Genomic DNA, 13,079 nt, shown 5'->3' with positions numbered 1-13,079 from the left:
CTTGAGGGGGATCGTTCCCGCGCAGAACGCGGGAACGATCTGACCGCTGCCGTATCAGGCGCCGACGATCCCGCCATCCTCACGGGTAATCGCCATCACCGAAGAGCGCGGCTTGCCGTTCGGCAAATGCTCGGGGAAGGTCGAGCCGCCGTTCTCGCCTGGATGCTGGATCCCGACAAACAGGGTTTTCTGATCTGGCGAGAAACTGATCCCGGTGACTTCGCAACCGATCGGCCCGACCATGAACCGGCGAATCTCACCGGTCTTGGGATCGGCGCAGAGCATCTGGTTGTTGCCCATCCCGGCAAAGTCCCCGGCGTTGCTCGAATCACCGTCGGTGAGAATCCACAGTCGGCCGGCCTTGTCGAAACCGAGGCCGTCCGGGCTGTTGAACATGTTCTGCGGGGTGATGTTCGACGAACCGCCCTTCGGCGTACCGGCATGCACGCCCGGGTTGCCGGCCACCACGAACAGATCCCAGGCGAAGGTCTTCGAACCGTGATCGTCGCGGTCGGTGCGCCAGCGCAGAATCTGCCCGTAGACATTTTTCTCGCGCGGGTTCGGGCCGCCCACCGGTTGCCCGTCTTCGCCGCGTTTGGCGTTGTTGGTCAGGGTGCAATAGACCTGGCCGTCTTTCGGGCTGACCACGATCCATTCCGGGCGGTCCATGCGCGTCGCGCCGACGACGCTGGCCGCCAGGCGTGCGTGGATCAGCACTTCGGCCTGATCGGCAAAACCGCTGCTGGCGTCGATGCCGTTCTTGCCGTGGGTCAGTTCGATCCACTGGCCCTGGCCTTTCGGGTGATCGGGGTTGCCGTCGCCCGCGTCGAATTTCGCCACGTACAGGGTGCCGTGATCGAGGATGTCGCGGTTGGCCTTCGCGTTGCGGTGGTTGATGCGGTCGCGGCTGATGAACTTGTAGATGAACTCGCCGCGTTCGTCGTCGCCCATGTACACCACGGCGCGACCGTCGTCGGTCTCGGCTAGGGCCGCGTTTTCATGTTTGAAGCGACCGAGTGCGGTGCGTTTGACCGGGGTCGATTGCGGGTCGAACGGGTCGATTTCCACCACCCAGCCGTGACGGTTGAGCTCGTTCGGGTTCTTCGCCATGTCGAAGCGCGGATCGAACGGATGCCAGTTGATCTCGCGGCTGGCGACCGACACGCCGTAACGTTTCTGCGCCGGGTCGAACTGCTGCTGGGCGTTGCTGCTGCCGAAGCAGTCAGTGAAGTTCTCTTCACAGGTCAGGTAAGTGCCCCACGGCGTTTTGCCGTTGGCGCAATTCTGGAAGGTGCCGAGGACTTTCTTGCCGTGCTTGTCGGCGCTGGTCTTCATCAGCTCATGACCGGCAGCCGGGCCGCTGATGCGCAGCGGCGAGTTGCCGTGGATGCGGCGGTTGTAGCGCGAGCCCTGAACGAACTGCCACTGACCGTTCTTGCGCGCCACTTCGATCACCGACACACCTTCGCAGGCCAGGGCCTTGCGTACGTCTTCCGCCGATTGCGGCTGGCCGCCATGGGGGTAGAGGTAGCGATAGTTGGTGTATTCGTTGTTGATCGCCATCAGGGCGCGATTCTTGTCGTCCGGGAAGGCGAACAGGCTCATGCCGTCGTTGTTGTCGCCGAACTGCACTTCCTGTGCAGCCGCAGTGCCGTTGCCGCTCGGGTCGAAGGCCGGGCCGTTCTTGTGCAGGGGCTGACCCCAACTGATCAGCACCGACGACTTGTAGCCCTTGGGCAGGCTGATGACGTCGGTGGTGGCGGCCGGAATGCTGTCGAAGCCGAGCAGGCGGCTGTTGCCGGCGCTGACACCGGTGGCCAGCGCGCTGCGGCTCAACAGGCTGCCGCCGAGGAACATCGCTGCGCCGCACAGTGCGCCGGCGCCGATGAAACCGCGACGGCTCATGCCGACCATTTTTTCCAGGTCAGTGGATTGGTTTTCTTCTAATAGGCTCACATCAGGCTCCCTGCTTGGTTTTGGCAGCCACCTTAATGAGAGGCGATGACGCTTTTGTTGCAGGAACCCGCGCTAAAGCGGTGTGCCGATCAGCACATTGGACGGCGAGAACTGCACTTGCACCGGTTGTTCGACGGTCAGTCCGTGGGTGCGCAGGTGCAACGGCTCAGCCAGGGCGCAGAGTGTCTGGCCATTGGGCAGGGCGACGCGTACTTCGCTGGGGCCGTCTTCGGCATCGAGAATGGCTTCGAGGGTACCGCTCAGAAGATTGTGACCAGATGTTGCAGCCTGTTCTCGCCCCAGCAACTCCAGCCAGCCGGCCTTGATCAGTGCCACCACTTCGGTGCCCGGTTGCAGCTCCAGATGCACGGTGCTGTCGTGGGTGATCTGCGCATCGATGCACAGGCCTTCGGCCAGTTCGAGACGGATCAGGTCATTGCGGCCCTGATGCTCGATGCTGATGACTTTGCCGTGCAATTGATTGCGGGCACTGGTCCGGAGCATCAAGCGGCCCAGCAGATCCAGATCGCTGGCGTCTTCGGCAGCTTCCAGTACCTGCGCCTGCAAGGCTTGCAGCTTCTGATAAAGACGCAGCACCCGTTCGCCTTCGCTGGACAGTCTGGCGCCACCGCCGCCCTTGCCGCCGACAGCCCGCTCGACCAGCGGCTTTTGCGCGAGATTGTTCAGCTCATCGATAGCGTCCCACGCCGCCTTGTAACTCAGGCCCGCGCTTTTGGCGGCGCGGGTGATCGAGCCCTGTTCGGCAATGTGTTGCAGCAGGGCGATGCGCTGCGGGCGGCGGACGATGTGCTGGGACAACAGGGAAGGCAAGGACATGTCGGGTGCTTTGTGCTGGGTTGATGGTGGAGGAAGTTGGCCGCTTGGCGCGTGTGAGTCAAGCCGCGTCGCCAGGTTTCGGTGTTCGGGCCAGGCAGTAGACGTCGACCCGCGTGGCGCCCGCGTCCACCAGCAGCCGGGCCAGTGCCTGGGCGGTGGCGCCGGTGGTCAGCACATCATCCACCAAGGCCAGATGCCGACCTTGTATGTGGGCGTCTGGCAAAAGTTCGAAGGCATTGCGCAGATTGCGTTTGCGCGCCTTGGCATCGAGTGCCTGCTGGGCGCTGGTGTCCTGAATTCGGCGCAGGATATTTTCTTCACAGCGCAGATCCAGTTGCTTGCCGAGCCACCGCGCCAGCATTGCCGCCTGATTGAATCCGCGCTGCCGCAGACGTTTGTTCGCCAACGGTACCGGTAACAAGGCGTCCGGGCGTGGCAGGCCTTCATCGAAGCGATGTTGCAGGAATTGCCCGAGAACATCGCCGAGCAGGCGGCCAAACGGCCATTTCGCATTGTGCTTGAAGCGGGTGATCAGGCTGTCCACCGGGAAGCCGTAGGACCAGGGCACCGCCACGTGTTCGAAGGCGGGCGGATCCTTCAGGCAGCCGCCGCACGTCAGGCCCGCAGCGGGCAGCGGCAAGGCACATGTCACGCATTGATCACCCAGCCAGGGCAGTTCGGTTTCGCAGGCCACGCAGAGGGGTGTTTCGGTTTCCGCCGGCTCATCGCACAGTAAACAGTGCTGGTTGTTATTTAACCAGATGTAAACCGGTCTATCTTGATGTGGTTGACAGTGCATGGCTCTTCCTTAAATATGCCGAACATCCGTGTCGTGCCTGTGGGTATTCCGTTTCCCCAGGCGCCAGCCAAGCATAACCAAGGAATCGCCCATGAGCGCCAGCACCACTGCCACCCTGCGTCACGACTGGTCTTTGGCCGAAGTCAAAGCACTCTTCGTTCAGCCATTCAACGACTTGCTGTTCCAGGCGCAGACGGTGCACCGCGCGCATTTCGACGCCAACCGCGTCCAGGTTTCCACCCTGCTGTCGATCAAGACCGGCGCCTGCCCGGAAGATTGCAAATACTGTCCGCAGTCCGGTCACTACAACACCGGCCTGGAAAAAGAAAAGCTGATGGAAGTGCAGAAAGTCCTCGAAGAGGCTGCCCGCGCCAAGGCCATCGGCTCGACCCGTTTCTGCATGGGCGCGGCGTGGAAGCATCCGTCGGCCAAGGACATGCCCTACGTGTTGAAGATGGTCGAAGGCGTGAAGGCCATGGGCCTTGAAACCTGCATGACCCTCGGTCGCCTCGATCAGGATCAGACCGAAGCACTGGCCAAGGCCGGGCTCGACTACTACAACCACAACCTGGACACCTCGCCGGAGTTCTACGGCAGCATCATCACTACCCGCACCTACAGCGAGCGTCTGCAGACCCTGGCCTACGTGCGCGATGCCGGCATGAAAATCTGCTCCGGCGGCATCCTCGGCATGGGCGAGTCCCTCGATGACCGCGCGAACCTGCTGATCCAGTTGGCCAACCTGCCGGAGCATCCGGAGTCGGTGCCGATCAACATGCTGGTGAAAGTCGCCGGCACGCCGCTGGAAAACGCTGACGACGTCGATCCGTTCGACTTCATCCGCATGCTCGCCGTGGCGCGGATCCTGATGCCGCAATCCCATGTGCGTCTGTCCGCCGGCCGTGAAGCGATGAACGAGCAGATGCAGGCCCTGGCGTTCTTCGCCGGCGCCAACTCGATTTTCTATGGCGACAAACTGCTGACCACCGCCAACCCGCAGGCCGACAAGGACATGCAGCTGTTTGCGCGTCTGGGCATTCAGCCGGAAGCCCGCGAAGAACACGCCGATGAAGTGCATCAGGCCGCCATCGAGCAGGCGCTGGTGGAGCAGAAGAGCAGCGAGCAGTTCTACAACGCGGCAGTCTGATCGTCCGTTCTTTCAGGCGCTGCCTCGGGCAGCGCCTGCTGATTCATTTGCCACCCGTGAGGCTTGCATGTCTTTCGATCTCGCCGCACGCCTTACTGCCCGTCGTGCCGAAAATCTCTATCGTCAGCGACCGCTGCTTGAAAGCCCCCAGGGGCCGCAAGTGGTGGTCGACGGTCAGCCATTGCTGGCGTTCTGCAACAACGATTACTTGGGCCTGGCCAATCATCCGCAAGTGATCGAAGCCTGGCGCGCCGGTGCCTCGAAGTGGGGCGTCGGCGGCGGTGCTTCGCATCTGGTGATCGGCCACAGCGGCCCGCATCACGCGCTGGAAGAAGCTCTGGCCGACCTCACCGGACGGCCACGTGCGCTGTTGTTCACCACCGGCTACATGGCCAACCTCGGCGCGGTCACGGCGCTGGTCGGGCAGGGCGATACGGTGCTGGAGGACCGGCTCAATCATGCGTCGTTGCTGGATGCCGGATTGTTGTCCGGCGCGCGGTTCAATCGCTATCTGCATAACGACGCCGAAAGCCTCGCCAAACGTCTGGAGAAAGCCACCGGCAATACGCTGGTGGTCACCGACGGCGTGTTCAGCATGGACGGTGATCTCGCCGACCTGCCGGCGCTGGCCCGCGAAGCCAAGGCCAAAGGCGCGTGGCTGATGGTCGATGACGCCCACGGTTTCGGTCCTCTGGGCGCGAACGGTGGCGGGATCGTCGAGCATTTCGGCTTGAGCCAGGATGACGTGCCGGTGCTGGTCGGCACCCTTGGCAAAGCGTTCGGCACGGCGGGCGCGTTTGTCGCTGGCAGTGAAGAGCTGATCGAAAGCCTGATCCAGTTCGCCCGTCCGTACATCTACACCACCAGCCAGCCACCGGCGTTGGCCTGCGCAACCTTGAAAAGTCTGGAACTGCTGCGCAGCGAACACTGGCGTCGCGAGCATTTGCAGACGCTGATCCGCCAGTTCCGCCACGGCGCCGAACAGATCGGTCTGGAGCTGATGGACAGCTTCACGCCGATTCAGCCGATCATGATTGGCGATGCCGGCCGCGCCGTGCGTTTGTCGCAGATGCTGCGCGAGCGTGGGTTGATGGTCACCGCGATCCGCCCGCCGACTGTGCCCGCCGGCAGTGCTCGGCTGCGGGTCACGCTGACCGCCGCCCACAGCGAGGCGCAGGTGCAACTATTGTTAGAAGGACTGGCCGATTGCTTTGCCCAACTGAAGTCGGAGCCAAGCCATGCGTGATCGTCTGATTCTGCTCCCCGGCTGGGGCCTCGGTGTTTCCCCGCTGGAACCCTTGGCGGCTGCGCTGCGTGGGCTCGACGAACACCTGACGGTCGAAATCGAACCGTTGCCGGAGCTGGAATCCAGCGATCCTGCGGATTGGCTCGACGAACTCGATGAGCGCATTCCCCAGGACGTCTGGCTGGGTGGCTGGTCGCTGGGCGGCATGCTGGCTTCTGAGCTGGCGGCGCGGCGTGGTGAACATTGCTGCGGCTTGCTGACGCTGGCGAGCAATCCTTCTTTTGTTGCCCATGACCAGTGGCCGAGCGCGATGCCGGGGGAAACCTTCGATGCATTTCTGGCCGGTTGCAGTGCTGATCCGCGTCAGACCCTCAAGCGTTTTTCGTTGCTGTGCGCTCAGGGTGCGCAAGACTCTCGCGGCTTGTCGCGACTGTTGCTGGGCGGCGCGCCAAACACTTCACCGGCGGCATTGATGGCTGGTCTGGAGTTGTTGGCGCAGATCGATACGCGCAATGCCTTGCAGGTGTTTCGAGGCCCGCAATTGCATCTGTTTGCCGGGCTGGACGGGCTGGTGCCGGCGGAAGCCGCGGGCGAGTTGTTCGCCTTGCTGGCGGATGTCGAGGTCGGGCTGATCGAGCAGGCCAGCCATGCGTTTCTTCTGGAAGACCCCCACGGAGTGGCCGGTGCGATCCAGGCGTTTTTAAGTGAGTGTGGTGATGACTGATTTGTCTCTTGCTGCGCTGCCCGGCGGCTTGCCTGACAAGCGCCAGGTAGCGGCTTCCTTTTCCCGCGCAGCGGCCAGCTACGACAGCGTCGCCGAGTTGCAGCGTGATGTCGGCACGCAGTTGCTGAATCGTCTGCCGGTGGGTCTTCTGCCGTCGCGCTGGCTGGATCTGGGCTGCGGCACTGGCTATTTCACCCGGGCGCTGGCCGAACGTTTTGCTTGTAATGAAGGGCTGGCGCTGGACATCGCCGAGGGCATGCTCAATCACGCCCGGCCATTGGGCGGGGCCGCGCACTTTATTGCTGGCGATGCTGAGCGTCTGCCGTTGCAGAAGTCGACCTGCGATCTGATCTTCTCCAGCCTCGCCGTGCAGTGGTGCGCAGACTTCGAATCGGTACTCGGCGAAGCCTTCCGGGTGCTGAAACCGGGGGGGATTTTTGCGTTTGCTAGTCTTTGTGTAGGGACGCTGTACGAATTGCGCGACAGTTGGCGTCAGGTCGATGGCCTGGTGCACGTCAACCGTTTCCGCGAGTTCGCCCGGTACGAGCAATTGTGTGCGGCCAGTGGTCTGCGCACGGTCAGTCTGGAGAACCGGCCACATGTGCTGCATTACCCGGATGTGCGCAGCCTGACGCACGAACTCAAGGCGCTGGGCGCGCATAACCTGAACCCCGGTCGGCCGGGCGGATTGACCGGTCGGGCGCGGATTCTGGGGCTGGTCGAAGCCTACGAGCAGTTCCGTCAGCCGCAGGGCTTGCCGGCGACTTATCAGGTGGTCTACGCCGTGTTGGAGAAACCCGTATGAGCGCAGCCTATTTCATCACCGGAACCGACACTGACGTCGGCAAGACGACGGTCGCCGCCGGGTTGCTGCATGCCGCCCGATCGGCAGGGTTGAGTACGGCGGCGGGCAAGCCGGTGGCGTCCGGTTGTGTCGTGACGCCCAGAGGTCTGCGCAACTCCGATGCCTTGGCGCTGCAGGCCGAATGCTCGTTGCCGCTGACTTATCAACAGGTCAATCCGGTGGCGTTCGAGCCGGCCATCGCGCCGCATCTGGCGGCCCGTGAGGCAGGCGTGGCGTTGACCGTGCAATCGCTGCTGGCGCCGATGCGCGAGATTCTGGCCATGAACGCCGACTTCACATTGATTGAAGGCGCGGGCGGGTGGCGGGTGCCGTTGGCAGATCAGGACAATCTGTCGGACCTGGCCATTGCGCTGAATCTGCCGGTGATTCTGGTGGTCGGCGTGCGTCTGGGTTGTATCAGCCATGCGTTGCTGACGGCCGAGGCAATTGCCCGTGACGGGCTGCAACTGGCCGGTTGGGTAGCGAACATCATTGATCCGAAGACCTCGCGGCTGGAAGAAAACCTGGCGACACTGGCCGAGCGTATTCCGGCGCCGTGTCTGGGGCGGGTGCCGAAACTCAAGGCGGTCAGCGCCGAGGCGGTCGCCGATCACTTGCAACTGGATCTGCTCGACTGATTTTGACTATGGGAAGGCACTGTGCCATTAGTGTTTTTGACGGGTGTTTTTCTGACGCCTCTGGTTCAATGGCACCCATTGATCCTTCCCAAGGATGAGAGCTCCCATGGAAATCTCCGGAAACACAGCTTTTTATGCAGGTCTGAGCAGCATTCAGACCGGGCAGAACCGTGTCGATCAGGCGGCCAGCCAGATCGCCAACAACACCATTGAGCGCTCGGTCACCAGTCAGTCTTCCGAGGCACAGATCGATCGCCTGCGCGGTGTGGATCGCAGCCAGCAAATGGATCCGGGCAGCGCCATGGCCGAGATGGCCCAGGGCAAGTTTCAAGTGGAGCTGGGCACGAAAGTCGCCAAGGCTTCCGATGAAATGCTCGGTACGATCATCGATACGTTCGCCTGATTTTCTGATATCCGCTTTGCCAGACGCCGCGACTGTTCGCGGCGTTTTTCGTTGTAAGTCCTTCTCCCTCAACTAATCTTTTTTCATTGCACATGGCTCGCCCGGGCGCATGTCGCGGTGCTGTGTCCGGTGTTCGAAAAATGTGATGACGAATGGCAAAAGATCGACGCTTGACAAGATTTCGGCGTAAACGTATGTTTCAAACAACTGTTTGACCGTCACAACAAATCAATGCGGTCGTTCATTCCCGGTTACATCAGCAGAGGTTTATCGCTATGCCTGACTACAAGGCCCCCTTGCGTGATATTCGCTTCGTTCGTGACGAACTGCTCGGCTACGAAGCGCACTATCAGAGCCTTCCAGCGTGCGCAGACGCAACGCCGGACATGGTTGACGCCATTCTCGAAGAGGGCGCCAAGTTTTGTGAGCAGGTGCTGGCACCGCTGAACCGCGTGGGCGACATCGAAGGTTGCACCTGGAGCGAGTCCGGCGTGAAAACCCCGACCGGCTTCAAAGAGGCCTACAAGCAATTCGTCGAAGGCGGCTGGCCAAGCCTGGCCCATGACGTCGAGCACGGTGGTCAGGGTCTGCCTGAGTCGCTGGGCCTGGCTGTCAGCGAAATGGTCGGCGAAGCCAACTGGTCGTGGGGCATGTACCCGGGCCTGTCGCATGGCGCGATGAACACCATCTCCGAGCACGGTACTCCAGAGCAGCAAGAAGCCTATCTGACCAAACTGGTCTCCGGCGAATGGACCGGCACCATGTGCCTGACCGAGCCGCACTGCGGCACCGACCTGGGCATGCTGCGCACCAAGGCCGAACCTCAGGCCGACGGTTCCTACAAAGTCTCCGGCACCAAGATCTTCATCTCGGCCGGTGAACACGACATGGCCGACAACATCGTCCACATCGTACTGGCCCGCCTGCCGGATGCACCGGCTGGCACCAAAGGCATTTCCCTGTTCATCGTTCCGAAGTTCATGCCGAATGCCGATGGCACTGTTGGCGCTCGCAACGCTGTGAGCTGCGGCTCGCTGGAACACAAGATGGGCATCCACGGCAACGCCACTTGCGTGATGAACTTCGACGGCGCGACCGGTTTCCTGATCGGCCCGGCGAACAAAGGCCTGAACTGCATGTTCACCTTCATGAACACCGCACGTCTGGGCACCGCGCTGCAAGGCCTGGCCCACGCCGAAATCGGCTTCCAGGGCGGCCTGAAATACGCTCGCGATCGCCTGCAAATGCGCTCCCTGACTGGCCCGAAAGCGCCAGAAAAAGCGGCTGACCCGATCATCGTTCACCCTGACGTACGCCGCATGCTGTTGACCATGAAGGCATTCGCCGAAGGCAACCGTGCGATGGTGTACTTCACCGCCAAACAGGTCGACATCGTCAAATACGGCGTGGACGAAGAAGAGAAGAAGAAAGCCGACGCACTGCTGGCCTTCATGACCCCAATCGCCAAGGCGTTCATGACCGAAGTCGGTTTCGAATCCGCCAACCACGGCGTACAGATCTACGGCGGCCACGGCTTCATCGCCGAGTGGGGCATGGAGCAGAACGTTCGCGACAGCCGCATCTCGATGCTGTACGAAGGCACCACCGGTATCCAGGCACTCGACCTGCTGGGACGTAAAGTGCTGATGACTCAAGGCGAGGCTCTGAAAGGCTTCACCAAGATCGTCCACAAGTTCTGCCAGAACAACGAAGGCAACGAAGCCGTTAAAGAATTCGTCGCACCGTTGGCTGCACTGAACAAAGAGTGGGGCGAGCTGACCATGAAGGTCGGTATGGCTGCCATGAAAGATCGCGAAGAAGTCGGCGCGGCCTCCGTGGACTACCTGATGTACTCCGGTTACGCCTGCCTGGCTTACTTCTGGGCTGACATGGCGCGTCTGGCTGCTGAAAAACTGGCTGCCGGTACCACCGACGAGGCCTTCTACACCGCCAAGCTGCAAACCGCGCGCTTCTACTTCCAGCGCATCCTGCCGCGTACCCGTACGCACGTGGCAACCATGCTGTCGGGCGCAAACAACCTGATGGACATGAAAGAAGAGAACTTCTCGCTGGGCTACTAAGCCTTAACGCGGTCGTTCTGAAAACCGCTGCTCCTTCGGGGGCAGCGGTTTTTTTTGTGCCCGGATTTCCCCAATCCCGGGGCTGATTCCCCAGCATTGATGACGGCTTTGCTCAGCCGAACCCCTGCGCTTATTGATTCAAGATGTTTCCAGAAGGGTGGCCAATTAATTGCACTGTCCGAATTACCGGTGCTAACGAGAACTGCCTGCTCAAAGAAGCATGACGCCCGGCACTTAACAACAACAGTCAGGGTGAAGCCTATGAACATCAGTCGACTCGCTCGTTTGACCTTCTGGTTACCCATCGCGCTGTCAGTCCACAGCGCATGGGCCGCCGACCCCGCCGAAGTCGATCCCCCGGTGCCGGAAGTCCCGTCGCTGCAATCGTTGCGCGGGATGGTGCCTCCCGATCCGTCCGGGACCGAAGGCGGACGCAAGGTCGACCTGATGACCGACTACGTGCTCAATCGTTCGGCTGCGATCCTGTTGGGCAAGGCGTTGTTCTGGGACATGGAGATCGGCAGCGACGGTGCCACAGCGTGCGCATCCTGCCACTACCATGCCGGCGTCGATCATCGCATCACCAACCAGCTCAACCCCGGCCAGGCCAACACCAACACCAACGCCAACGTCGCGTCGATTTTCAACAAGCCGTTTGTGGCTTCCGACATTCCCGGCGACGTGGCGACCTACGCCACGTTGTCCGGTGGCAAGGGTGGCCCGAACTACACGCTGAAAAAAAACGACTTCCCGACCCACGTGCTGAGCAATCCACTGGAGCGCAACTCGCCGATCGTTTACTCGACCGACGATGTGGTCGGTTCCCAAGGCGTGTTCGACGCCAACTTCGTCAAACCCAACCAGCCACGGTTCGACAAATGCACCCAGCAGCCGGACGGCCTGTTCCAGGTCGGCGGCATCAACGTACGGCGCAGCACCGGTCGCAACGCGCCGTCGGTGATCAACGCCGCGTTCAACGTGCGCAACTTCTGGGACGGTCGGGCCAACAACGTGTTCAACGGATTTTCGCCCTTCGGCAATCGCGACCCGGATGCGGGGATCTACGTGACCAGCGAACGCAGCACGGTCGCTACCAAAGTCAGGCTGGCGCTCAACGATGCGTCTGCCGCCTCGCAAGCCGTCGGCCCGCCCGGCAGCCCGGTGGAAATGTCCTGCGGCGGTCGCACCTTCGCCGACATCGGTCGCAGGATGCTGGACACCCTGATGCTCAAGCAGCAGCGGATTTCTTCCAGTGATTCGGTGCTGGGGCCAGTGTCCGGCGCGCGCCGGCCGACTTATCGCGAACTGATCAAGAATGCCTTCCAGCCCCGGTTGTGGAACGCCACGCAAAACGTCTCGGTGGGCGGCGCGCCGTACACCCAGATGGAGGCCAACTTCCCGCTGTTCTTCGGCCTGGCGATTCAGATGTACGAAGCCACGCTGGTCTCCGATCAGGCGCCGATTGATGCCTATCTGCAAGGCGACCACACCGCCATGAACGCGCAGCAGGTCGAGGGGATGAACCTGTTCCTCGGCAAAGGCAAATGCGTCAATTGCCACGGCGGCGCGGAGCTGACCAACGCGGCCAGCCGCTTGTTGATGCACCCACGTGAGCGTATCGAGCGCATGGTGATGGCTGACAACCTGACCACCCTTTATGACAACGGTTTCTACAACACCGGTGTGCGTCCGACTTCCGAAGATCTGGCCCTCGGTGGCGCGGATGCCTGGGGCAATCCGTGGTCGTTCACCCGTCAGTACAACACCGTGTTGCAGGGCGGCCGCTCGGTCGACCCACTGGATGTCGACGTGTGCACCTTCGAAGCGCCGCTGAGTGCAGCTATTCCGTGCGACGCCACGCTCAAGCCTAATGTCGGGTTCCGCGATTCGGTCGATGGCGCGTTCAAGACGCCGACCCTGCGCAACATCGCCCTGACCGGCCCGTACTTCCACAACGGCAGTCGCGCCACGCTCAAGCAGGTCATGGAGTTCTACAACCGTGGCGGTGACCGGCGTGGTGAGGACGCCAACAACACCAGCGGTTTCGAGCACCCGGCGGTGAATCAGCACAACACCTCCAACCTCGATCCGGATATGACGGCGCTGAACCTGACGCCTGACGAAATCGACGCGTTGGTGAAATTCATGGAAGTCGGACTGACCGATCCGCGCGTTGCCTGGGAACGGGCGCCTTTCGATCACCCGTCGCTGGTGATCCCGCAGGGCCATATCGGGGATGAAAACGCCGTGACCCAGCGCCCGGCCAGTCCGAAAGTCACGACTCGTCAGGCAACGGATGCATCGCTCAATCTCAAGCCTTATGGCGCTGAAGGTCGGCCGGCGGCGGAGGGGCCGTTGCAGCCGTTCTACAACGATCTTTGAGTAGAAATGATCGTCATGGCCA

11 protein-coding genes are annotated in these 13,079 nt (G+C 61.8%); 8 read left to right on the top strand and 3 right to left on the bottom strand.

What is annotated here, in order from left to right:
* Window positions 1–54: 54 nt before the first annotated feature.
* The 3 genes from IF199_RS27535 to IF199_RS27525 form a co-directional block, all read right to left on the bottom strand.
* Window positions 55–1,956, bottom strand: a complete 1,902-nt coding sequence (locus tag IF199_RS27535; protein WP_096817837.1) for a PhoX family protein — start codon at window positions 1,954–1,956, stop codon at window positions 55–57.
* A gap of 72 nt (window positions 1,957–2,028) precedes the next feature.
* Window positions 2,029–2,793: a TOBE domain-containing protein gene (locus IF199_RS27530; RefSeq protein WP_192559150.1), complete on the bottom strand. Its 765-nt coding sequence runs from the start codon at window positions 2,791–2,793 to the stop codon at window positions 2,029–2,031.
* Window positions 2,794–2,851: 58 nt separating this feature from the next.
* Window positions 2,852–3,592, bottom strand: a complete 741-nt coding sequence (locus IF199_RS27525) for a ComF family protein (protein WP_192559149.1) — start codon at window positions 3,590–3,592, stop codon at window positions 2,852–2,854.
* A gap of 91 nt (window positions 3,593–3,683) precedes the next feature.
* On the opposite strand from IF199_RS27525, the gene bioB reads away from it, so the two are divergent.
* The 8 genes from bioB (at window position 3,684) to IF199_RS27485 (ending at window position 13,057) form a co-directional block, all read left to right on the top strand.
* On the top strand, window positions 3,684–4,739 hold the full coding sequence (gene bioB / locus IF199_RS27520; protein WP_085731680.1) for a biotin synthase BioB: 1,056 nt from the start codon (window positions 3,684–3,686) through the stop codon (window positions 4,737–4,739).
* Between the two features lie 67 nt (window positions 4,740–4,806).
* The gene (gene bioF, locus IF199_RS27515) at window positions 4,807–5,985 is read left to right on the top strand and encodes an 8-amino-7-oxononanoate synthase (RefSeq protein ID WP_192559148.1); all 1,179 of its coding nucleotides are present in this window, start codon (window positions 4,807–4,809) and stop codon (window positions 5,983–5,985) included.
* Window positions 5,978–6,709: an alpha/beta fold hydrolase gene (locus IF199_RS27510; protein WP_192559147.1), complete on the top strand. Its 732-nt coding sequence runs from the start codon at window positions 5,978–5,980 to the stop codon at window positions 6,707–6,709. The genes bioF and IF199_RS27510 overlap by 8 nt, the downstream gene beginning before the upstream one ends.
* Complete coding sequence (gene bioC / locus IF199_RS27505) at window positions 6,702–7,514, top strand: malonyl-ACP O-methyltransferase BioC (protein ID WP_192559146.1); 813 nt, start codon at window positions 6,702–6,704, stop codon at window positions 7,512–7,514. Before IF199_RS27510 ends, bioC begins: the two co-directional genes overlap by 8 nt.
* Window positions 7,511–8,191 carry a dethiobiotin synthase gene (bioD, locus tag IF199_RS27500; RefSeq protein WP_096817848.1) on the top strand — a complete coding sequence of 227 codons (681 nt, stop codon included), beginning with the start codon at window positions 7,511–7,513 and terminating at the stop codon, window positions 8,189–8,191. Before bioC ends, bioD begins: the two co-directional genes overlap by 4 nt.
* A gap of 106 nt (window positions 8,192–8,297) precedes the next feature.
* On the top strand, window positions 8,298–8,594 hold the full coding sequence (locus IF199_RS27495) for a pyrroloquinoline quinone biosynthesis protein PqqE (protein WP_085731685.1): 297 nt from the start codon (window positions 8,298–8,300) through the stop codon (window positions 8,592–8,594).
* 275 nt (window positions 8,595–8,869) lie between these two features.
* A complete protein-coding gene (locus tag IF199_RS27490; RefSeq protein WP_096817852.1) occupies window positions 8,870–10,675 on the top strand; it encodes a phenylacyl-CoA dehydrogenase in 1,806 nt (601 codons plus the stop codon).
* Between the two features lie 261 nt (window positions 10,676–10,936).
* On the top strand, window positions 10,937–13,057 hold the full coding sequence (locus IF199_RS27485) for a cytochrome-c peroxidase (protein WP_192559145.1): 2,121 nt from the start codon (window positions 10,937–10,939) through the stop codon (window positions 13,055–13,057).
* Window positions 13,058–13,079 lie beyond the last annotated feature (22 nt).

The sequence above is a fragment of the Pseudomonas allokribbensis genome (genome assembly GCF_014863605.1).
Classification (GTDB): domain Bacteria; phylum Pseudomonadota; class Gammaproteobacteria; order Pseudomonadales; family Pseudomonadaceae; genus Aquipseudomonas; species Aquipseudomonas allokribbensis.
The sequence above is the reverse complement of the archived record's forward strand: the minus strand, read 5'-3'. Positions and strand labels throughout refer to the sequence as shown.

Coding starts and splice junctions, on each gene's coding strand:
- IF199_RS27530 (WP_192559150.1), bottom strand. CDS start 2,793: ATGTCCTTGCCTTCCCTGTTGTCCCAGCACATCGTCCGCCGCCCGCAG.
- bioF (WP_192559148.1), top strand. CDS start 4,807: ATGTCTTTCGATCTCGCCGCACGCCTTACTGCCCGTCGTGCCGAAAAT.
- IF199_RS27525 (WP_192559149.1), bottom strand. CDS start 3,592: ATGCACTGTCAACCACATCAAGATAGACCGGTTTACATCTGGTTAAAT.
- bioB (WP_085731680.1), top strand. CDS start 3,684: ATGAGCGCCAGCACCACTGCCACCCTGCGTCACGACTGGTCTTTGGCC.
- bioD (WP_096817848.1), top strand. CDS start 7,511: ATGAGCGCAGCCTATTTCATCACCGGAACCGACACTGACGTCGGCAAG.
- IF199_RS27485 (WP_192559145.1), top strand. CDS start 10,937: ATGAACATCAGTCGACTCGCTCGTTTGACCTTCTGGTTACCCATCGCG.
- IF199_RS27495 (WP_085731685.1), top strand. CDS start 8,298: ATGGAAATCTCCGGAAACACAGCTTTTTATGCAGGTCTGAGCAGCATT.
- IF199_RS27490 (WP_096817852.1), top strand. CDS start 8,870: ATGCCTGACTACAAGGCCCCCTTGCGTGATATTCGCTTCGTTCGTGAC.
- IF199_RS27510 (WP_192559147.1), top strand. CDS start 5,978: ATGCGTGATCGTCTGATTCTGCTCCCCGGCTGGGGCCTCGGTGTTTCC.
- bioC (WP_192559146.1), top strand. CDS start 6,702: ATGACTGATTTGTCTCTTGCTGCGCTGCCCGGCGGCTTGCCTGACAAG.